A 22,705-nucleotide genomic window follows, 5' to 3' on the forward strand; every position below is an offset into this window, starting at 1 on the left:
CCTTCATACCGCCGATGAAGAGGTTTCTGCAGTAAAATTCAACACCAAAACCACTTCATACCCCCGATGAAGTGGTTTCTCCTGTTAAATCCAGTACCAAAACCCCTTCATACCCCCGATGAAGAGGTTTCTCCTGTTATATCCAATACTGAAAACCCTTCATCAACATGATGAAGGGGAGCATCAGCACATAATTTAAATGAATGCCCATCATACAGCAATAAAGCGAACCATCCTTAAAAATTAATTATAAATACTTTTAACTCTTCCGACGTGTCCACTTTCAAGTCGTACTTTTATTCCGTGTGGATGGTAGCTAGAGTTCGTTAAAATATCCTTTACAATCCCTCTAGTCGTAAGGCCCGTTTTTTGGTCTTTTTTTAATACGATATCTACCTCAAGCCCCGGTGCAATCGATGATCGCTGCTGCCCATTCACTATTTATACTCCCATTCTTTTTCGCTGATTATTAGGTTTCTTAGTTAATTGACTTGTTAGCGGTTGTGTCTTTTTAACGAGACCTTTACCTTTCTGACCTGCTACCTGATCTTGCTGTTTTTGAGCCAATTTTTGTTTCATTGCTTCGGCTAAATTAATTTTCTTTTTTTCCGACATTATAGTTATTCTCCTTCATATTACATTTAGTTTCTAATGATAATGTAGACAGTATAAGCGATATAACATAGAGCAAGGATTACTCCTTCTCTTTTACCAATTCTATACCCAGTTCGTGAAAACACAAGCAATACCAAGGTTACCATGATCATTATTTTTACATCGAAAAATATTTTATCCTCTACAGTAAGGGGAGCGATAATTGAAGAAGCACCTAATACAAATAAAATATTAAAGATGTTACTACCAACAATATTTCCTAATGCAAGTTCGCTTTGTTTTTTGAGAGCAGCTGTTACAGATGTGATTAACTCTGGCAAGGATGTACCAACAGCTATAATCGTTAAACCAACTAATGTTTCACTCATTCCGAACGAATAAGCGATTTCAGTACTATTCCTTACAACTAAATCTCCTCCAAATATAATAGCTGCAAGCCCACCTATTGTAAATAGAATGTTTTTTATCCATGATCCTCGGCTTTGTTTCACTCGGAGGTCAGGATTAGCGGCTACTTTTTCACGGCTATTTCTAGCAACTTCAAAAATATAGAACATAAAGATAGACATAAATAAGAGGAGAATTAAACCATCACTTCTAGTAATTAAATTTTGATTCCAGGTTTGGAGTATTACATCACTGATAATAAAATAAAGAGCAAAGCTGGCAAGCAATGTGAATGGTATTTCTTTTCTAATTGTTTCACTTTCAACCTTTAAAGGATTTAAAAATGCCGTTAAACCGACAACAAACGTAATATTAAAAATATTACTGCCAACTACATTCCCAATTGCCAGCCCTGCCGTCCCGTCCATTGCAGCTAATATACTTACTGTTGCCTCAGGTGAACTTGTACCAAATGCTACAATCGTCAACCCAATTAAAATCGGAGGAATATGAAGTAAAGTAGCGATTTTGGACGAACCCTCTACAAAAAAATCCGCACCCTTAATTAATAAGGCAAATCCTATAAATAATAATATATATGTCATATATACTAATAAACCTCTTTCCGTAAGTCTCACCTATTAGTATGTACGACAATACTATGAAGTATTAACGATTTAATCCTCATCTTTTATATCAATATCCTCTGGAATGGGCTCATTCAATATTTCTTCGACGAACTTTTTATACTTTTCCAATTGTTCTAAATGTGTTTTAAATTGATCTTTATTAATTAGGTACTGTTCACCATCATGTATAGCCCGAATTTGTTTTTGTGAAATTAAACTCTCAATAGTTTTTTCGGGTAACGATATATATTCCGCAGTTTCTTTTATTGTTAAATACATTTATGATCACCATACATCTTAAATTTCCACATAAATTTAATTCTACCACTAAATCAGCTGCATTCTCTACATTTTTAACGGCAAAAAGGGAATTACTTAAGTCTAAGCAATTCCCTAGTTAGATTTTAATGATTTTATATAATGCCTTGTGCCAACATGGCATCAGCTACTTTGATAAATCCTGCAATATTAGCACCTACTACAAGGTTTCCAGGGTAACCATATTCTTCTGATGCTTTAACACTGTTTTGATAAATATTACTCATGATTTCGTGTAATTTTGCATCTACTTCTTCAAAAGACCATGATAATCTCATGCTGTTTTGGGCCATTTCTAATGCAGAAACAGCTACACCACCTGCATTAGCTGCTTTGGCTGGAGCAAACAGTACGTTGTTATTTAAGAATACTTCTATTGCTTCTAGAGTGGATGGCATATTGGCGCCTTCTCCAACTGCTTTTATGCCATTAGATACAAGTACTTTTGCTGCTTCCTCATCAATTTCATTTTGAGTCGCACATGGTAAAGCAATATCACATGGAATTTCCCAGATACCAAGGCAATTTTCATGGTACTCAGCATCTGGATGTTCGATCACATACTCGCTAATTCTTTTTCGTTCAACTTCCTTTAATCGCTTAACTGTATCAAGATTAATTCCGTTTTCATCGTAAATATATCCATTAGAATCACTACATGCAACAACCTTTGCACCTAATTGTGTTGCCTTATCAATCGCATAAATCGAAACGTTACCAGACCCTGATACGACAACCGTACTTCCTGCAAAGCTTAAGCCCTGGTCTTTGAGCATTTCTTCAACAAAGTATACTGTACCGTATCCAGTTGCCTCTGTTCTAGTTAAACTTCCACCATAGCCTAGCCCTTTCCCGGTTAATACACCTGCTTCATAAGCGTTACAAATTCTTTTGTATTGTCCAAACATATAGCCAATTTCTCGACCACCAACTCCAATATCACCTGCAGGTACATCAATATCTGGACCAATATGTCTATAGATTTCAGTCATAAAGCTTTGACAAAAACGCATAATTTCATTATCTGATTTTCCTTTCGGATCAAAATCAGACCCACCTTTTCCACCGCCGATAGGTTGACCAGTTAAAGAATTCTTGAAAATTTGCTCGAAACCTAAAAACTTAATAATACTAGCATTAACAGATGGATGGAAACGCAACCCACCCTTGTATGGCCCAAGGTTACTATTAAATTGAACGCGGAACCCACGGTTTACACGGATTTTTCCTTGATCATCAACCCATGGTACTCTGAATGAAATAACTCTTTCTGGCTCAGAGATTCTCTCAAGTACACCATTTTCCATGTATTTTGGATGTTTTGCAAATACAGGGACTAGTGAGTCAAAGATTTCCTTAACAGCCTGATGGAATTCACTCTCATTAGGATTACGCTTTTTTACAGTTTCAAAAACTTCATAAACATAATTCTTTGCAACTTGCATCGAATCTTGATTTGCGGATTGGATAATAGTCATTTGATGTGCTGTTCTCCTTTTATATAAATTTTATTTATTAACCATTTTTTAATTCTAGGGTTACATGTTCGATATTAGTTTTCCAAGTAATTGATTAATAATATATATTTTATAGCTCAACTTATTGGAATATTATGGTATTTAAAATCGGTAATAGAGGAAATTAAACGTAAATTCCTCAGAACACTAATAATAAAATATCTGTCAAAGCAACTAAGACTATTCTGGCTGAATACAAATGCAAAGTAATTCGTGAGTCTTTTCACAATAGGATCGCAACTTATTTTTTAAAAGTAAATTAAAAACGATCCATTTTAGAAAATGGATCATTATTAAAAAACATTTATATGATTAATACGCTGAGATTATTCTTAAAAGCTACTCTCCTTTTTAACGTAGTTAAAATGACCTCTTGTCTCAAAGAATAAATGCTTAATTAAGGCGTACAAACCACATAGCCAAGCCGCTATTGCAATGTAGATCATAAACTGAGGAATAATATTTAAAAATGAAATATTTAAGGCCTTTGATAACTGATATGTGCTCGTTGTATACATTGCAAGCGGAAATGCTAATCCCCAAAACTGTGGACTGTACGTTAATGGATACCTGTGATATAAATGTCTCCAAATTGTTAAAATAAATAATAATGGAATCCACCACGTACCAGTAACCCAAAAGAATAATGTAAATCCTTTTAAAAAAGGAGCAATTTCTACTAAGAATGACCAATTTTGAGTATGTAACATCAGCGTTGCTCCTGCCAATGTAGTGATCGCTACAGCCCCCATATTAATCCAATATGGTGGCGTTAGAGCAGCTAACTTAAATTCTAAAAAAGTAAAGCGGTAAAATATTATCGTGATAATTTGCAAATACAGCATACAACCTAACAAATACATACATAAGCTAAAAAACAAAACAAACTCAGAAAATCTCATTTCAGAAGAAAGCAATGTACCTAATATAGAAACAGCATGTGTTGATACCGCTGTAATTAGCCATGCCCCGTTAACACCTTCTGCCAAAGGGGGCTTGTCCTTGCGCATTGTAATCACTGCAAAAAATGCATACATGATTACAAACCATAATAAAATACTAATTCCCCATAAAAATGTAGCTAATAGGTAATGATTTTCAACAATGACAAGTTGACTTCCTAGTATACAGCTTCCAGCAACTAAAGTAAAAAAACCAGGCCCCCTAGTATGACTACTCAAATCCTTTTTTATGCATTGGAAATATTTAAATAAGCGTACTATTGTTAACAAAGACAAAAATAAATAAGCCAATACATTAAAGTATACAAGTAACTTTGAAAAAGCTATCATACCCTGATAATACGCCGCTAAAGATAATGCCCCAGTAGCCATAACCAGAGCAAAATATCCTGGGAACAAACTTTTTGCCTTCAGCTTTATTAAGTTAATCATAATCCCACTCCTATCTAAAAGCACAAAGGCGTATCATAGCAGGTTATATTTCACCCGCAACCGCTTTTCTTTTAAGATTAACATACAGTGGTGACTTTTTGGAATATTAAATCTATTCAAGCTCGTGTTAAATAACTCCCAGCGTACTTAAGAAAACTATAATGATTGTAATTGGAACAACAACTCGCATGAGGAACCACCAGCTGTTATACCAGTAGTCTGCTAGTCTAAAACCTAAATTAAACTCTTTTTTTAGTAACGAACGGTCTACCTTCATCGTAATAAATAATGCTATTAACAAGCAGCCCAACGGCAGCATTATGTTGCTTACAAGGAAATCCGTAAGGTCAAAAATAGTTATATTAAATAATGTTACCTCGCTAAAAATACCTGAAGACAATCCAGCTGGAATTCCTGCTACGAATACTATGATTCCCGCAATCCAAGCTACTTTCGTCCGTGATCTATTTCCATCGTTTGTAAAAGCGGCAACCATGATTTCTAACAAAGAAAACGAGGATGTAAGGGTTGCGAATAAAAACAAGATTAGGAAAATAGCTAAGAACACTTCACCAAATGTCATCTGACTAAACACTGCAGGCAGTACAATAAACAATAGCCCCGGACCTTCTGTTGGTTCAAATCCGAAAGCAAAGACAACTGGAAAAATTGCTAAACCCGCTAATAATGACACTGTTATATTCATAAATACAATTGTATTTGCAGATTTTGGGATACTAACTTCTTTTCCTAAATAGGAACTATAAGTTACCATACAAGAAAAACCGACTGCTAATGCAAAAAAGGATTGTCCAAGTGCATATAAAATTCCTTCAGCTGTAATTTTGGTGAAGTCTGGCATCAAAAAGAAGGATACCCCTTCAATTGCACCTTCTAACGTAAGAGCACGGACAACTAAAATAAGAAAAAATAAAAATAAGAGTGGCATCATATATTTTGACGCTTTTTCAATACCATCTTTAATGCCTAAAGCAATAACAATTATGTTAATCATTAAGAAAGCGGCTGTGCTTACTAATGTCAGCCAAGGTGAACTTGTTATGTATCCAAATGTGGCTCCAAAATCAACGCCTTCTTGAATAATAAGACCAAAGACTGAAGCTATTGTATAGATGAGTACCCAACCACCTACAACAGCGTAAAAAGTCAGCAGAAGAAAACAACCAACTACTCCCATTCTACCAATCAATGTCCATACACTCTTCGGGGCAAGTTTTTCGTAAGCACTTATTGCTTCCTTCCCTGTACTACGTCCAATCAAAAATTCAGAAATAAGCATTGGCAGGCCGATCAATAAAGTAAATACAATAAAAATAAGAAAAAAAGCTCCGCCACCATTCATTCCTGCAACATATGGAAATTTCCATATAGCACCTAGACCAATCGCTGCACCTGCCGATGCCAACACAAAACCTACTTTTGACGACCATTGATTTTCTTGTTTCACAAAAACTTCCTCCTAAAATTAAAGAAAGGCAGCTTGCATTAATAATTAAACGTTTATTTAGTAAAGCAAACTTCCTCATAACTAAATCTTTTCATATTATCTATAAACTCATATTATTCTACTGGTTTCAAATTGGCTGTAAAGTGTCTAAGTAATTTGGGCTCGCAAGTGAAGGTTAAGCCTTTGAGACTGCTCGCACGCTCTTTAATCGCTATTAGTCCATCAGCTACCACATCCATATGATTATACGTATAGACGCGCCGTGGAATTGTTAAGCGCAATAACTCTAACGGGCTTTTTATTTGCTCACCTGTTATTGCATCTCTACCGATAAGTAACGATCCTATTTCAACCCCACGAACACCGGCCTCTAAATATAATTCATTTGCCAATACTTGTGCTGGGAACTGTTCACTCGGGATATGTGGTAACATTTTTTTTGCGTCAACAAAAACAGCATGTCCTCCTGGTGGTGTTTGGATCGGAATTCCACCTTGAATTAAACGATGTCCTAAATATTCTACTTGATGAATCCGGTATGCCAGGTAACTTTCATCAATACCTTCTTGAAGTCCGCGCGCTAACGTTTCCATATCACGTCCGGCCAAACCTCCATATGTCGGAAACCCCTCAAACGGTACTACTAAAGAACGAGCTAGTTCGTATAATTCTTGCTGACGAGCGCTAAAAGCAAGCATTCCACCAATATTAACAAGACCGTCTTTCTTAGCACTCATTGTTAATAAATCTGTATACGAGTACATTTCACGAATTATACTCTTAATGGATTGATTTTCATAGCCTCGTTCACGTTTTTTAATAAAGTAAGCATTTTCTGCGAAACGCGCTGAATCCATTACCGTTAAAATTTTATATTTTTTTGCAAGTAGAGATACGTTTCGAATGTTCTCCAATGAGACCGGCTGACCTCCAGCGCTATTATTTGTAATCGTAATAATAATCATCCCAATATTCTTTGGTTGTTTTTCTTTAATAATTTTTTCTAGCTTTTCGATGTCAAAATTCCCTTTAAAGTCATACGGCGCAGTTGTATCAAATGCTTTTTCTGTTACAACATCAATAGCTTTCCCTCCTGCTATATCAACATGCGCACGAGTAGTATCAAAATGCCAATTGCTCAATACATATTGACCTTTTTTGATAACTAGTGGAAATAAAACCTGCTCTGCTCCACGGCCTTGGTGCGTGGGAATCATGTAGGGGTACCCAATGATATCCTTCACAGTCTCCCTTAAGTGATAGTAATTTCTACTACCAGCGTAGGATTCATCACCCAGCATCATTCCAGCCCATTGATAGTCACTCATTGCCCCAGTTCCGCTATCAGTTAGTAAATCTATATATACAGCATCAGACTTTAAATTGAATAAATTATACCCTCCCTTGATTAAAGCCTGTTCTCTTTCTTCTTTTGAAATCAATTTAATCGGTTCAACCATTTTAATTTTAAAAGGCTCGGCCTTACGTTCCATAATTCGTAATCCCCCTTCACTTTTTATTGAAATATCTTTGTGACTTGAGTTCACATTTATATTCAATTGCTTATTAGGGTATTATCGATGTATATCATACCTTTACACTAATTTATTCTTTGTTAGAAAAAATAAGCACGAATTCAAGAGTTCTTTTGGATAATGGATGCTTTAAGAAAAGGGAGGAACTTCCCGGACACTATAGAAATTAAAATGATTTTATAAGTTTCCTAGAGAACAAAAAAAGCCGCTAAAAAGCCGCCACTTGAAAAATCTCTATTTATTTTGAATTAGGTCCTGATCACTTTTTTGTTTTCTAGGAAAAATGTAAGCTTTCCAAACCCCGCTTAAAAAAAATATCAAACCTGTTAGGCAAGCTAAAAACGTCCAAAACGTAAATCCCCAACCTATTGCATCATAGCCACCTTCAAAGTAATTAGCTCTTTCATTGTTCATATTGGTGACCAATAACGCTGCAGTGATATGCCTAGTACTATATAAGAAAGCCGCTAATCCGAGAAAAAAACACCCAATTTTAATTTTACTGTTCATCTATTTTCCTCTCCCTTTCTTTTCTTAAGGGTACTCCACAACCTTATCTCCTAAACATATATTCTACTATTTAAAATGTATCATAACGATAAAAATCTTAATGGAACACAAAAGAAGGACCTTTTTAATTAGTGGATAAAGAAGATTGTAGGTCATAAGTCATTGAAGTTAAACAAACATTTAATTAAAAGCTGCTATGTTGATTGGAGCGGAAATTAACAGGCAAGATTAACAAAGCCAATTAAAAATAGCCTAAGCTTAGGATATTCTGCACGAACATTAAGCATAGGCTCTTATATTTATCTCATATTATTAAAATAGATCAATTAATTTTGTTAGGCGGAATTTCCCCCATAACGCCTTTCACTAAATTCTCAGCAGCTAATTTAGCCATATTAAAACGAGTTTCATAGGTTGCTGATCCGATATGTGGCAGTGTGACAACATTTTTCATTTCTAAAAGCGGATTGTCTTTATTAATCGGCTCTTGCTCGAACACATCTAATCCAGCGGCTAATATCGTTCCATTTTGCAGCGCTTCGATTAAATCCCGCTCTACAACAGTTTCCCCTCTTGAACCATTAATAAAGATCGCCGACTTTTTCATTAATGAAAATTCTCTTTTACCAATTAATCCTTCTGTTTCCGGCGTTAACGGTGTCATTAAACAAACATAATCAGCTTGCTGCAATAATTCATCTAATTCACAATATGTAGCGTTATATTCAGTTTCCGCTTTTTCATTGCGAGAGCGGTTATGATAAAGAATATTCATATCAAAACCAAGGTGAGCCCTTTTAGCAATGCCTTGACCAATACGGCCCATTCCGATTATCCCTAATGTCTTATGGTGTACATCCACTCCATATAGGTCTTCGCCAATAATTGCATTCCACTGTTTATTTTTAACTAAGGCATCTAATTCTGGCAGTCTTCGCGCTGTTGCTAGCAGCAAGCCAAATATTGTGTCAGCTGTAGTATCTGTTAACACATCCGGTGTATTAGTTGCTATAATGTTACGTTTTGTTAGTTCATCAATATCTAAATTGTTATATCCTACTGATACATTTGAAACGACCTTTAAGCTTGGAGCTTGATCTAACAACTCTTTATCGACCTTAAGTCCGGAACCAATTAGTCCATTAGCATCTTTTAAAGCTGCGATAAATTCATTATATTGTGTTTCAAGATTATCAAAAGACGTCACATCACAATATTGTTCGATATAATTTTTTATTTCTAAAGGGAGCTTCTTATAATTAATAACTTTTGGTTTCACTTTATACGCCTACTTCCTATTAAACTTAATTTTGTCAGTAACATAAAATTAGAATAACAGTAATTTTAGAGTTTGTTAAGAAATTTCAATCTACTCCACAGGCCTCTGCTAATAGCTCCACCAAATGAACAACCTCAATATGTTCGCTTTGTTGCCCACGCTGTACACCGAGCTTTAGTTGCAAATGACAGCCAAGATTGGTTGCGACAATAATATCTGGTGATATTTTTTACATTAACATTTTTTCATCTAAGATATTCATCGACCCTTCATAGTTTACAAGAATATATATACCCGTAGAGCCACAGCACATGTTGCATCGACCATTTCCAAATAATTGAATACCCGGAATTGATAGAAGTAAATCCCTTGGTTCTTTAACTGTTTTTTGACATTGGTCCTATGACATGAAGGCTGGTAGGTTACTATCCTATTGTTTTTCATGTGTGAATGGTAGTTGAGTTTTAGATGAAATTACACTAATATCTACATTTTTTCTAGCAAACTGCGCAGCTCGATCAATCCAAACAGGTTCATCCTTTAAAAGATGATCATATTCTACTAGCATCGCTCCAAAACCACCAATACGAATTAAAGGTCATTTCGTGAAATATGATGAGTGATTATGTACATTCTTAAGCAATCAAAAATGTACATCATAACATTGACATTCATAGTCAATCGTGATCATCAGAGCGAAAATCAGGTCATCACGGTAACGAAAAGCAGTTAATCGTGCCCGTCAGAGTGAAAAACAGGAGGTGAAGGTAACGAATAGCGGCTAATCGTGCCCGTCAGAGCGAAAAACAGGAGGTGAAGGTAACGAATAGCGGCTAATCGTGCCCATCAGAGCGAAAATCAGGTCATCACGGTAACGAATAGCAGTTAATCGTGCCCATCAGAGCGAAAATCAGGACGTGATGGTAACGAATAGCGGCTAATCGTGCCCGTCAGAGCGAAAAACAGGTCATCACGGTAACGAATAGCAGTTAATCTTGCCCGTCAGAGCGAAAATCAGGTCATGACAGTAACGAAAAGCAGTTAATCGTGCCCGTCAGAGCGAAAAACAGGTCATGACAGTAACGAAAAACAGTTAATCTTGCCCATCAGAGCGAAAAACAGGAGGTGAAGGTAACGAATAGAGGCTAATCGTGCCCATCAGAGCGAAAATCAGGACGTGATGGTAACGAATAGCAGCTAATCGTGCCCGTCAGAGCGAAAATCAGGTCATGACAGTAACGAAAAGCAGTTAATCTTGCCCATCAGAGCGAAAATCAGGTCATCACGGTAACGAAAAGCAGTTAATCGTGCCCGTCAGAGCGAAAATCAGGTCATGACAGTAACGAAAAGCAGTTAATCGTGCCCGTCAGAGCGAAAATCAGGTCATGACAGTAACGAAAAGCAGTTAATCGTGCCCGTCAGAGCGAAAATCAGGTCATGACAGTAACGAAAAGCAGTTAATCTTGCCCATCAGAGCGAAAATCAGGTCATGACAGTAACGAAAAGCAGTTAATCTTGCCCATCAGAGCGAAAAACAGGAGGTGAAGGTAACGAATAGAGGCTAATCGTGCCCATCAGAGCGAAAATCAGGTCATCACGGTAACGAAAAGCAGTTAATCTTGCCCATCAGAGCGAAAATCAGGACGTGATGGTAACGAATAGCGGCTAATCGTGCCCGTCAGAGCGAAAATCAGGTCATGACAGTAACGAAAAGCAGTTAATCGTGCCCATCAGAGCGAAAATCAGGTCATCACGGTAACGAAAAGCAGTTAAAAGCGTAACTTTCGCATGTATCATTTTGATCAAACTATATTACATAACCCAGAAAATGTGTCTTTTTAAAAATTCATTTTAGATTGGCCCCCGTCCACATTAATGCTTACTCCGACAATCCATGAAGCTTTTTCTGATGCTAAAAATGAAACAACATTTGCGACCTCCTCAGCAGTGCCAAATCGACCTGCCGGTATATCAGCCTTTATAAACGCTTGTATTTTTTCCGGATCTTCTTCAAGCCTTCTTTTCCAATTTCCTGATTCGTGAAGAATGCTGCCTGGTGCAACACTATTTACCCGAATACCAAACGGAATCACTTCATCTGCCAATGCCTTTGTAAAACTAATTAACGCAGCTTTTGCATTATTATATGTCACCTTACCTCCACTTTCACGACCATAAACAGAAGTAATATTTATTATCGCACCACTTCCCGCTTTTTTCATTTGTTCTACAGCCAGTTTACTTAAATGGACAGCCGAAAAATAATTCAAATCAAGGGCTGCTTGAAATAACTCCATCGATGTTTCTTCCACTGTACTCCCATTACTACCACCTGCATTATTGACTAAAACATCTATGGTTTTGTTTTGTTCAATAAAAGCTTTTAACAACTTTTCCCGATCAGTAGCATTTGTTATATCAGCTTGATAAATCGTTACATTTCCACCAAGCTCTTCTTTAGCTTTTTGTAAAATTTTAATATCTCGGGCTGCTATTGAAACATTAGCTCCTTCGTCCACAAACACCTTTGCTATTGCTTTCCCAATCCCCTTCGAGCCACCTGTTACTAGAATATTTTTACCATGTAGGCCTAAATCCATCTAGAATTCTCCTTTAATTATATTTTTCAATCATTATAACTAAACAATTCCCAAATATTTACTAAATAATACCACGTTTGCTATTCAATAATGATGATTCATAGTTTATTAAATGTATTTCAAAAATACTCCCAGTACGTTCTGCAAAAGAATTCACTGGGAGTTAGTTACCTATTCGAATACAAATTCTAAGTAATAAAATTTTTAATACTGACTCTCTATCATTTTTATCCTGTCATATAATTCCTGATTAACAGGAGTAGGCACCCCATGTTTTTGTCCTAAAGCTATTACTGTTCCTGCAAATAAATCAACTTCACTGAACCGTTGTGCATCAACATCTTGTGCCATAGAAGGCTTTCCTTCTGGACTTAATTTACTTAATACACTTAACCAGTAGTTTAAATCTTCCTCAGTAATTACAATGCCTTCTTTTTCTGACAGTGCCATTACCTCTCTCATAGCAGCTATCATCATTTCCCTAGCTCGACCTTGTTTTTGGATTTCCCCATAATTACTCTTATATACCGCTACAGTTTGATTTACACCGACATTAGTCATAAATTTACCCCATAAACGTTTAACCATATCAAGATCTAAAACATAAGGGAACTCGGTCTTATCAAAGAAATTAGCTACTGTCTTTGCCCTTTCGGAAACTTTCCCAGGTTCCCTGTCTCCGAAACATAACATCCCCATATTTTCATATGTAAGCCTATTTCCTACTTTCACCGCATCCATACCTTGCGCGACACAGTACAAAAGCTTTTCCATCCCATATGTTTCACCTATAATGGTTTCGCTCGTAATCCCATTCAATGCGGATAAAATAATCGTTTGGTCGCCAACGTGATTTTTTACAGCCCCGATCGCATCTTTTAACCCATCATACTTCACCGTAAAAATCAATAAATCTGCTGGTTCACTTTTTTCCTCAGGAGAAACAAAGTTAAAATCACATTTTTCACCATTACAATAAACATGCTCTTTTTCATATTTATTAATACGGTCCCGATCAGCTATAAATCTTAAATTTTCTTTTGGCATTATCTTAGATAAATGATGGCCAAATAATATTCCTAATGCACCTAAGCCAATAATTGAAACTGTTTTGATTTCCATACAACTCCAATTCCTTTCACGTTATTTAAAATGAATTTTATCATAAAATTCCAGATTTTATAATTAATCCACCTTATTAAAGGCCTCTCCTCCAAGACGGGATGGTCATACGCCTACAATATAGAAAAGCGCAATAGCTCACTCATAAACCATCTGCGCTTAATATATTGAATAGATTCATAGATTAAGAATAACTGATTTGATTTCTACCATTTTTTTTGGAATCATATAAAGAATGATCAGCATGTTTTATAGCATCATGTAGGTTTGCACTTTCAGGTAATTGTGAGACACCTATTGAAACAGTTAAATTAACTCTACGCTCCATATCCTCTGTGCAAAAATGTGTATTCTCTATTTGGTAACGAATGCTTTCCACAAGCTCAATCATCTTACGTTCATTATCAGTAGCCAGAAAAATAATAAATTCTTCGCCACCATACCGTCCAACCACCACTTCATTACCATTAGCCTTCTCAGTGCTATCAACAATAACTTTGGCAACACTTTTAATAATATGATCTCCATTTAAATGCCCATATGTATCATTGATCGATTTAAAATGATCAATATCAGCCATAATGATATACATCTTTTTATCCTTTTTTGAATAGGAGCAGATTTTAGCCTCTAAATAACCAATGTTATATAAGCCTGTCAACGGGTCTCGTTCTGCATAATATTGAAGCTTTTCCTTTAATTTTACTTCATTTTCCATACTATTAATAAAAAAATATAAAGTAAACGCTGTTAAGTTAAAAGATATGAATCGCAATAGCGCAATTTCTTTAAAAACATTCCAGCCGTCTGGAACGAGATAAATAATCGGCAGGTCTGAAATTAACCATGCCATATTAATTATATAAAACAAGATAACAGAGGTAATCGTTGATTTTTTAATTTTCATTATGAATAAAGTAACCAATGTTGGTAAAGCCATACCAAAAATAACCCCTGGTAATGCTCCTGCACCACCCATACCTAATCTCCAAAATATCGTTATAATCAATGCCGGTATCACATACTTCCAACCCCATTTAATTGCAAAAAACACTAATGGTATAAACCTTAAATCAAACTGATATCCCCCATACCTTATCGGTAGGTAAAACATAATAATAACTGCTATTGAGACAGTGGTAATCATAGCTATGTCGAAGTAAAATTTTTTGATATTGTTTCTCTTTAAAATTAGCGTATCGATACATAAATGCATTAAAAATATTATAGCGATATTCGATAAACATGATTGAATAGCTATATTCACGATAAGCTCTCCCTTACGATCAACATTCCTTAGATTAACTATCATCTAAAATGAGTTATCTTACAGTTAACTCCAATAAGAATATTATTCTAAGGACTATTCAGTTATATAATCATAGGAAAATTATACTATAATTAAAGTTTAACCTTGGATAAATATATGTAAAAATACAAAAATTATACAAAGTTGGCTACCTGTTTCCAATACGTTATTGGCTGTTGTCTAATCCTATATTCGGACATATTGTGCGTTATTTTGCTAACTTTTCATACATCTGCGGAGATACGTTACTTATTTTAAAGAAGTGAGTGAGCGTATTTAAGGTACTAAATGTCCGCTAATTCTCTAAAATATACCTTTATTATGGAAATAAAAATTTGTATGTCCGCATAAGTATTAATCCGCTAAAAATACATAAGAAGCGATTCTTTGGTGTGGCTCATTTACGAAAAACAACTATATTAAATAGCAACGTTTGATTGACATGCTAACGACTTGTAACAGGCATCGAGCACCTTCATGTTTTTATAAGTATCCTCACCCGAATAACTTGGTTGACTATCATCTATTATTGCCTGTGAGATATGCTCTATTTGTGCACGATATTGATCAGTGATTACTTCCAACATTCTAACCTCATTGCCTTGTTGTAGCAAAACTTGGCCTACTCCACTATTTACATCCGGACGAAATGCCCGCGGAACAATTATTTTACCCTTCGTTCCAATAAGTTCATATTTATGCCTAAATGCCATATCGAAGCTACAATCAAACATTGCGTTCACACCGTTTTCAAACTGCAAATAGCCAACTGCTGATGTATCAACATTATACGCAGGGTCAACATGTGCATGCACATGAACACAAAGTGGTTCAGCTTGTAGAATTGAGCGAATTGAATGAATACAGTAGCTGCCAACATCATAAATACTGCCGCCGCCCATTTTGTTATTTAATCGAATGTTGGTGCTATTTGACTTCTCTAAAAAAAATGAGAAACTTGCTCGCATCAATTTTACTTGCCCGATTCCTCCAGCTGCAATCAGTTCTCTTACAACAGCATGTTGTTGATGAAATTGATACATGAATGTTTCCATAAACTTAACGTTTTCTAACTTACAGACAGCAATCATATCTTCCACCTCTTGTGCATTTAACGCAGCTGGTTTCTCCCAGAGGACATGTTTCCCTTTTCGAGCTGCCTTTACTCCCCATTCCTTATGCAAATGATTAGGTAGTGGTATATACACAGCATCCTCGAGGAGCGTCTCATAACTAGTATATGCTTTTGGAATATTTAACTTTTCAGCAACCTTTATAGCCTTATCATCTCTACTAGCTATCGCAGTTACTGCAGCATTACTAGCCCGATCGATTGCTGGAATTACTGTGCTTTTTCCAATATGCGCCGTGCTTATTGGCTTTTTAAATACTATTTTTCTGTTTCGAACTATTATAAGCACTATTCGTTACCACTATCACCTTTCTCTGCTTTTCACGGGTACGATTACTTGCTTTTCGGTACCGCCACGCGCCTTGGTTTTTGCTTTGATGAGCATGATTAGACACTGGACCCACCGTTTTCTTTAGTTAATGGAGGAGCTTTAGCTTTTTTCGTTACCGTGATGACCTGTTTTTAACTCTGATGGGCATAATTAGCGCTATTCGTTACCTTCACGACTTGATTTTCGCTCTGATGGGCATGATTAACTGCTTTTCGTTACCGCCACGACTTGATTTTCGCTTAGACGGGCACAATTAGCTGCTATTCGGTACCGCCACGACTTGATTTTCGCTCTGATGGGCATAATTAGCGCTATTCGTTACCTTCACGACTTGATTTTAACTCTGACGGGCACGATTAGCTGCTTTTCGGTACCGCCACGACTTGATTTTCGCTCTGATGGGAACGATTAACTGCTATTCGTTACCTTCACGACTTGATTTTCGCTCTGATGGGCATGATTAACTGCTTTTCGTTACCGCCACGACTTGATTTTCGCTTAGACGGGCACAATTAGCTGCTATTCTGTACCGCCACGACTTGATTTTCGCTCTGATGGGCATAATTAGCGCTATTCGTTACCGCCACGACTTGATTTTCGCTCTGATGGGCATGATTAACTGCTTTTCGTTACCGCCACGACTTGATTGTCGCTCTGATGGGCATGATTAACTGCTTTTCGTTACCGCCACGACTTGATTGTCGCTCTGATGGGCACGATTAACTGCTTTTCGTTACCGCCACGACTTGATTTTCGCTCTGATGGGCACGATTAACTGCTTTTCGTTACCTGCACGACTTGATTTTCGCTTTGACGGGCACAATTAGCTGCTATTCTGTACCGCCACGACTTGGTTTTCGTTCTGATGGGCATGATTAACTGCTTTTCGTTACCTTCACGACTTGGTTTTCGTTCTGATGGGCAATTTTAGCCGCTATTCGGTACCTTCACGACTTGGTTTTCGTTCTGATGGGCATGATTAACTGCTTTTCGTTACCGCCACGACTTGGTTTTCGTTCTGATGGGCATGATTAACTGCTTTTCGTTACCTTCACGACTTGGTTTTCGTTCTGATGGGCAATTTTAGCCGCTATTCGGTACCTTCACGACTTGATTTTCGCTCTGATGGGAACGATTAACTGCTATTCGTTACCGCTACGACTTGGTTTTCGCTCTGATGGGCATAATTAGCCGCTATTCGGTACCTTCACGACTTGATTTTCGCTCTGATGGGCATGATTAGCCGCTATTCGGTACCTTCACTACCTGATTTTCGCTCTAATGGGCATGATTAGACATTGGACCCATCGTTTTCTTTAGTTAATGGAGGAGCTTTAGCTTTTTTCGTTACCGTGATGACCTCATTTTCGCTCTGACGGGAACGATTAACTGCTATTCGTTACCGCCACGACTTGGTTTTCGTTCTTGACGGGCACGATTAACTTCTTTTGTTACCTTCACTACCTCATTTTCGCTCTGACGGGAACGTTTAGCCGCTATTCTGCTTTTCGTTACCTTCAACCTTCACTACCTGATTTCGCTCTGACGGGCACGTTTAGCCGCTATTCGTTACCACTACCACTGGTTTCTGCTTTTCACGGGTTCGATTACTCCCTTTTCGTTACTGCTGCCACCGTTATTCAAGAGTAAATAACAAAAAGCCCTCTTCCTATTTTTATAAGAAGAGGGCTTATATATAGTGCATATCATAGTATTACTTTTACTATTTTAAATCTTCCATACTAATTCCTTTTATCTTCGCAATATATTTTGGTATCAGCGAAACTAGGAATAAGATAATCCCGGCTATTGCAAATTGAATAATCAGTGAGAAAGATAAACCTTCTTTTACAATTTGGCCAGCCATATAAGCATAAATGAAAGCACCAGGAGCCATTGTTATAAAGGTTACAATTGAATACGTTGCAAATGGAATTTTTGTTATTCCATAAGCGTAATTTTGTACATTATAAGGGAACACTGGTACCAGTCTGGTTAATATTAAAAAACTGACGCCGTTATGTTCTACACCTTGATCGATCTTCTGAAAGATTTTATTGTTTTTAAATTTTTCAACAATCATGTCTCTTGCTACATATTTTGAAATTAAAAATGACACCATTGCACCAAGTGTTGCTCCAACTAAAGCAAGCAACGCTCCATTTATCGAGCCAAATGTAATCCCAGCGACAATTGTTAACAATGCTGCAGGGAGCATAAATACTGCAACCAGTATGAACACTGCGATAAATAAAATATAAGCATAAACCCCGAAACTTTTGAACCAAGCTTGCATCGCTTCAACATCTTTAAGCAAATCTACAAGTCCTAATTTCCAAGCAATCAAGAAAACTGCAGCAATGATTGCGATCACTACGATAAGTTTTATTGGGCTTGCTTTTTGTTTTTTGTTCATTTTTAATCAACCTCTATAAATTAGATTAAAATTTACCATTTTCTGTATGTTCAGCAACAGCTGGGTCTTGTTTTTCATATGCATTATAGCTCCATTCAATCCAAGAGCCATCATAGTTTTGAACCTTATCATACCCAATTGCTTGTGTTAATACAAACCAAGTATATGCTGAGCGAACACCTGATTGGCAATAGCAAATAATTTCTTTATCTGACTTAAGAACATCCGCATATAGCTCTTCTAATTCTGCTTTTGATTTTAAAGTTCCATCCTCAGCAGTTGCCTGTGAATATTCGATCCAATCTGAACCTTCGATTTTACCTGGTCCAAAAGCTCCTTGTTTCGTATCACTGCCCGTTTCCTCAGATTCACTACGTGTATCTAAAAGGTAATAGTCTTCAGTGTTTTCTACAGCTTCCACTACTTCCTCAAGATCTGCATTTAATGCTTCCTCGTTAAAATTTGTTGCAACATAATCTGTTTTCGGACGGTCGCCTACTTCTGCAGCTGCTGCTGTTTCATAACCTGCACCGATCCATACATTAAGACCACCATCTAATAAACGAACATCTTCATGACCTAATACTTTTAGCTGCCATAATAAACGTGTTGCATCATGCTGATCATTTGCTGCATATGTTACGATTGTGGTATCTTCTTTAACGCCAAAATCACTCAATAATTTCTCCATATCTTCTTTTGGAGCTGCTACCCCGCCATATGGAACTTCTTTTGATTCTTGATAATCAGGGCGCCAAAGCACGAATGAGCCTGGAATAGCCTCATCTTTTGACTTTAACACACCAATGGCTACAACATCTTGATTTTCATCTTCTTGCATTGCCTTAAGCTCTTCTGGTGTGATAAAAGATTCTGGATGTGCATATTCATTAATTTTTGATTGTTGAGCAGAAACATTTACTTCCTGAACCTTTACAGCTGTTATGTTTTGATATACAAAAAAACCAATTACTAAGGCGACAACTATTGTCAAACTTGATATGACTTTCTTATTCAATTAAACTACCTCCTAGATGATTGTTTTATAGTTTTAGTTTTTAAGATAAATAAGTTTTCTTATTAAATTACTTGGATTTAAAATACAATAAAAGCTGAGGTCTTTCTAATAGCGAGTTAACCTCAGCTCCTTAATATCAATCTTTTTTCCAATTATACGGGAGTGGTTGAATCGTTCCTGTTTCTTTTATGTCTGTAACACCATTAATCATATCTAAAACGATTTTTCGCTGCAAATCAGACCGACCTGGTGCACCAAAGGTACTTCCCATTGGGAACTTAATGTGTAATGCTCTTGGCACATTCGTTCTTTCTGTTAGTTCAGGCAAATGACTGATTGAGAGTGTTGGAATTCCTTCTTGTTCGACTGCTCTTTGAATCAATCCCACGGATTGATGACAAATATATCAGCCAGGTGATGCAAGCAATACATCAACATTTGCTTGCTTTAATTGCTCAATGATAATCGGAATACTTTCATTTTTTAGCTTTTCAGTGTCTGGAATATAACCCATCATTCCAAAATGAACATCAGCTACATTCCCAATTACACCTTCATCCTTAAGTTCACGAAGTATTTCAAGAGGAAACACACAATTGATATCCTTAGTTGCATCCGTTGTATCATAGTGTGTATGGGTGATCATTAAGTCATCGTAGCTAACATCACCAGGAATAACATGTACTGTATTATCTCCTGCGTCAACATCGAAAGGTTTTTGGTTTTTCATGTGAACACCGGCTGTCGTTAAGAAAGCAACATTCCATTTATCCGGTGTTGTTTCTGGAATGGCTAACTGTACGGCATCAGCGTTTCTTTTGATACCTTTTTTGGCCATCATTTTATAGACCTGATGTGCTAACAGATTTTTACTCATACCTTTATCATTCCTTTCCTTTTAGAGTACAAAAATTAGTAGATTTATATTATACGTGTATTTTAGTCAGTAATATTATAATTCCTATCAACTTAGTTTATTTTATCAAAATTAGCGCTAATGTCAATCCTAGTTTTCACATCGGAATTAATTTTTTTTAAAAAAAAACAAAAAAAATTACCGGAACCATTGCACATATTTTTTTAACAATAATCCTAATTTACTTTCAAACAACTTTTCGCGCCAATATTGATCTGCTGCACGTTGGACAATTGACCCCCTAGTTGGGTATGGATGAATAACTTTTGAGATACTGCCAATTTTATGTCCGTGCTGCTTGGCATAAACAAGTTCCTGCATCCAATCGCCAGCGCCTTTTCCGACAGCATGTGCACCTAAAATATAACCCCTCTTATCGGTTATTACCTTCAATATCCCGTCTTTTTCTCGTTCAGCTATAAACCGGTCAACCATATCTAAACCCACTTTATATATTATTATTTTATTGCCATATTGTTGACGCGCTTCATTTTCTGTCATTCCTAAATGGAAAACTTCAGGATCTGTATAGGTTACCCAAGGCATACTTTCATAATTCACCTTCTGTTTAAGGCCAAAAATAGCATTAGAAATCGCTACTTTTCCTTCCATTCCTGCTGCATGTGTAAATGGAAACGAACCAATTGCATCTCCAATTGCAAAAATATGCTTTTGCGAAGTTTGTAGGTAATCATTTACAGTAATATACCCATTATTAGTAGTAATACTTGCATGATCTAGATGAAGTGATTCAATATTAGCCTTTCGTCCGGCGGCAATTAACACTTGTTCTGCTGGTAAAGTTTCCTCTTTTCCGTCGACTTTTATTGTCAACAGCTTATCATTCCCCACATTTTCAACCTTTAACACGTTTGTATTCAGTTTAAGAGTGATTTCTTTATCAAGTGCCCGATTAAGATACGGTTTAATTTCCTCATCTGCATTATTCATAATAGATGATGATGGCTCAAGGACCGTGACACTTGTGCCAAATCTCGCAAAGGCTTGCCCAAGTTCAAGTCCAATATGACCACCACCTATGACTGCCATACGTTTTGGTGTTTTTTCAAGATTGAAAATTGACTCATTTGTTAAGTAATTAATTTCTTGAATACCCTCTATAGGTGGAATGGCTGGTTTTGATCCAGTTGCGATCACAATTCGCTTGCCGTATATGATATCCCCGTTTCCAACTTGGATATGATGGGAATCTATAAAGTGGCCTACGCCATAATATAGGGCTACACCTAACTTTTGAAAACGTTCAGAACTATCATGAACCTGTATGTCCGCTATTGCAGCTTTCACTTTCTCCATTGCAACTTTTAAGGAAGCTTGGCCATAAACCGATACCCCTAATTCATCTGCAGCTTTTTTTGCAGAATAGATCATTTTACTTGCTTCAATAAATGCCTTTGAAGGAACACAACCATAATGAAGACAATCTCCACCAAGTTGTTTTTCCTTCTCGATGAGAGCAACTGTTGCTCCCATACTGGCAGCACCTGCTGCTACCGTAAGACCTCCCGCACCTCCACCAATCACAATAATCTGATATTTTTTCATTTTATCCTCTCTTTTTCCCGTATCTAGGCTTTATTACTTTTTTATTATTTTTAAGATAAAATTTTCTTTGCCTCACGCAGCCGTTGTAACGATGTAAATACCTCAACAACTAGGAAAAGCAGGGTTAACGGAACTAATAAATCCCTAAAAATAATCATTAGTGTAAATAAAATAAACCCTTCTGTACGCTCCGCTAAACCTGGTTGATAATAAAACGACTTAACGCCTTGTTTTTCAGAAACAGCACCAACCGTTAAAAAAATTGTCATTGCATAAATAATTGCTACACTTAATAGCAGTAATGCCCACATTGCTTCAGGAAAGCGAAACGCAAGTCCTAAAATAACACTAATTTCTACTAAACGATCGTAGCTTACGTCAAGTACTGTCCCAAACGATGAAGGCTTCGTCAGCCTTGCCATCGTGCCATCCACAGCATCTAAAAAGCCTGATAACCATAAAACAAAGATAGCCCAATACGGTAAATCATAATATATAAATAAACCCGATAATATCCCAATAATAAATGCAATCGTGGTTATGGTATTGGCTGTAAATCCTACCTTTATAAGATTATGTGCTGTCTTATCAATAAAAGGTTGAACAAGATGCCGCCCCTTTGAATCCAGCATAACCATCCCCC

The 22,705-nt window shown here is 36.6% G+C and carries 21 protein-coding genes; all 21 read right to left on the bottom strand.

From position 1 onward, the window contains the following. Nucleotides 1-243: 243 nt before the first annotated feature. Complete coding sequence (locus C1724_RS16595) at nucleotides 244-438, bottom strand: YwbE family protein (protein ID WP_102347813.1); 195 nt, start codon at nucleotides 436-438, stop codon at nucleotides 244-246. A gap of 3 nt (nucleotides 439-441) precedes the next feature. Next, nucleotides 442-615 (bottom strand): hypothetical protein, encoded by a 174-nt coding sequence (locus C1724_RS16600; protein WP_180994304.1) that lies wholly within the window; start codon nucleotides 613-615, stop codon nucleotides 442-444. Between the two features lie 26 nt (nucleotides 616-641). After that, entirely contained in the window at nucleotides 642-1,607 is a 966-nt protein-coding gene (locus tag C1724_RS16605; RefSeq protein WP_102347815.1) for a calcium/sodium antiporter, read from the bottom strand. Nucleotides 1,608-1,679: 72 nt separating this feature from the next. Beyond that, nucleotides 1,680-1,910 (bottom strand): excisionase family DNA-binding protein, encoded by a 231-nt coding sequence (locus C1724_RS16610; RefSeq protein ID WP_102347816.1) that lies wholly within the window; start codon nucleotides 1,908-1,910, stop codon nucleotides 1,680-1,682. A gap of 134 nt (nucleotides 1,911-2,044) precedes the next feature. Beyond that, nucleotides 2,045-3,427, bottom strand: a complete 1,383-nt coding sequence (gdhA, locus tag C1724_RS16615; RefSeq protein ID WP_102347817.1) for an NADP-specific glutamate dehydrogenase — start codon at nucleotides 3,425-3,427, stop codon at nucleotides 2,045-2,047. A 371-nt stretch (nucleotides 3,428-3,798) separates the two neighbouring features. After that, nucleotides 3,799-4,860 carry a tellurite resistance/C4-dicarboxylate transporter family protein gene (locus C1724_RS16620; protein ID WP_102347818.1) on the bottom strand — a complete coding sequence of 354 codons (1,062 nt, stop codon included), beginning with the start codon at nucleotides 4,858-4,860 and terminating at the stop codon, nucleotides 3,799-3,801. A gap of 127 nt (nucleotides 4,861-4,987) precedes the next feature. Further along, complete coding sequence (locus tag C1724_RS16625) at nucleotides 4,988-6,328, bottom strand: sodium-dependent transporter (RefSeq protein WP_102347819.1); 1,341 nt, start codon at nucleotides 6,326-6,328, stop codon at nucleotides 4,988-4,990. A 113-nt stretch (nucleotides 6,329-6,441) separates the two neighbouring features. Then, nucleotides 6,442-7,821 carry a tryptophanase gene (locus C1724_RS16630; protein ID WP_102347820.1) on the bottom strand — a complete coding sequence of 460 codons (1,380 nt, stop codon included), beginning with the start codon at nucleotides 7,819-7,821 and terminating at the stop codon, nucleotides 6,442-6,444. 276 nt (nucleotides 7,822-8,097) lie between these two features. Next, a complete protein-coding gene (locus tag C1724_RS16635; RefSeq protein WP_102347821.1) occupies nucleotides 8,098-8,373 on the bottom strand; it encodes a hypothetical protein in 276 nt (91 codons plus the stop codon). A gap of 322 nt (nucleotides 8,374-8,695) precedes the next feature. Further along, nucleotides 8,696-9,652: a 2-hydroxyacid dehydrogenase gene (locus C1724_RS16640; protein ID WP_102347822.1), complete on the bottom strand. Its 957-nt coding sequence runs from the start codon at nucleotides 9,650-9,652 to the stop codon at nucleotides 8,696-8,698. A gap of 430 nt (nucleotides 9,653-10,082) precedes the next feature. Next, on the bottom strand, nucleotides 10,083-10,220 hold the full coding sequence (locus C1724_RS25715; protein ID WP_180994305.1) for a hypothetical protein: 138 nt from the start codon (nucleotides 10,218-10,220) through the stop codon (nucleotides 10,083-10,085). Nucleotides 10,221-11,490: 1,270 nt separating this feature from the next. Then, complete coding sequence (locus C1724_RS16645) at nucleotides 11,491-12,252, bottom strand: SDR family NAD(P)-dependent oxidoreductase (protein WP_102347823.1); 762 nt, start codon at nucleotides 12,250-12,252, stop codon at nucleotides 11,491-11,493. A gap of 204 nt (nucleotides 12,253-12,456) precedes the next feature. Then, entirely contained in the window at nucleotides 12,457-13,374 is a 918-nt protein-coding gene (locus C1724_RS16650) for a ketopantoate reductase family protein (protein WP_102347824.1), read from the bottom strand. Nucleotides 13,375-13,558: 184 nt separating this feature from the next. Further along, a complete protein-coding gene (locus C1724_RS16655) occupies nucleotides 13,559-14,641 on the bottom strand; it encodes a GGDEF domain-containing protein (RefSeq protein ID WP_180994306.1) in 1,083 nt (360 codons plus the stop codon). Between the two features lie 461 nt (nucleotides 14,642-15,102). After that, a complete protein-coding gene (locus tag C1724_RS16660; RefSeq protein WP_258000424.1) occupies nucleotides 15,103-16,104 on the bottom strand; it encodes a Gfo/Idh/MocA family protein in 1,002 nt (333 codons plus the stop codon). Nucleotides 16,105-17,538: 1,434 nt separating this feature from the next. Continuing rightward, complete coding sequence (locus tag C1724_RS26160; protein WP_258000425.1) at nucleotides 17,539-17,667, bottom strand: hypothetical protein; 129 nt, start codon at nucleotides 17,665-17,667, stop codon at nucleotides 17,539-17,541. A gap of 202 nt (nucleotides 17,668-17,869) precedes the next feature. Continuing rightward, nucleotides 17,870-18,562: a TVP38/TMEM64 family protein gene (locus tag C1724_RS16665; protein WP_102347826.1), complete on the bottom strand. Its 693-nt coding sequence runs from the start codon at nucleotides 18,560-18,562 to the stop codon at nucleotides 17,870-17,872. 25 nt (nucleotides 18,563-18,587) lie between these two features. Continuing rightward, nucleotides 18,588-19,580 (bottom strand): sulfurtransferase, encoded by a 993-nt coding sequence (locus C1724_RS16670; protein WP_102347827.1) that lies wholly within the window; start codon nucleotides 19,578-19,580, stop codon nucleotides 18,588-18,590. Nucleotides 19,581-19,716: 136 nt separating this feature from the next. Further along, nucleotides 19,717-20,457, bottom strand: coding sequence for a glycine/sarcosine/betaine reductase selenoprotein B family protein (locus C1724_RS26455; protein WP_374703458.1), 741 nt, complete (start codon nucleotides 20,455-20,457; stop codon nucleotides 19,717-19,719). 177 nt (nucleotides 20,458-20,634) lie between these two features. Further along, entirely contained in the window at nucleotides 20,635-22,062 is a 1,428-nt protein-coding gene (locus C1724_RS16685; RefSeq protein WP_102347830.1) for a dihydrolipoyl dehydrogenase family protein, read from the bottom strand. Nucleotides 22,063-22,112: 50 nt separating this feature from the next. After that, the gene (locus C1724_RS16690; RefSeq protein ID WP_102347831.1) at nucleotides 22,113-22,694 is read right to left on the bottom strand and encodes a CDP-alcohol phosphatidyltransferase family protein; all 582 of its coding nucleotides are present in this window, start codon (nucleotides 22,692-22,694) and stop codon (nucleotides 22,113-22,115) included. Nucleotides 22,695-22,705: the final 11 nt, after the last annotated feature.

Source organism: Bacillus sp. Marseille-P3661, from assembly GCF_900240995.1.
GTDB lineage: Bacteria > Bacillota > Bacilli > Bacillales > Bacillaceae_J > OESV01.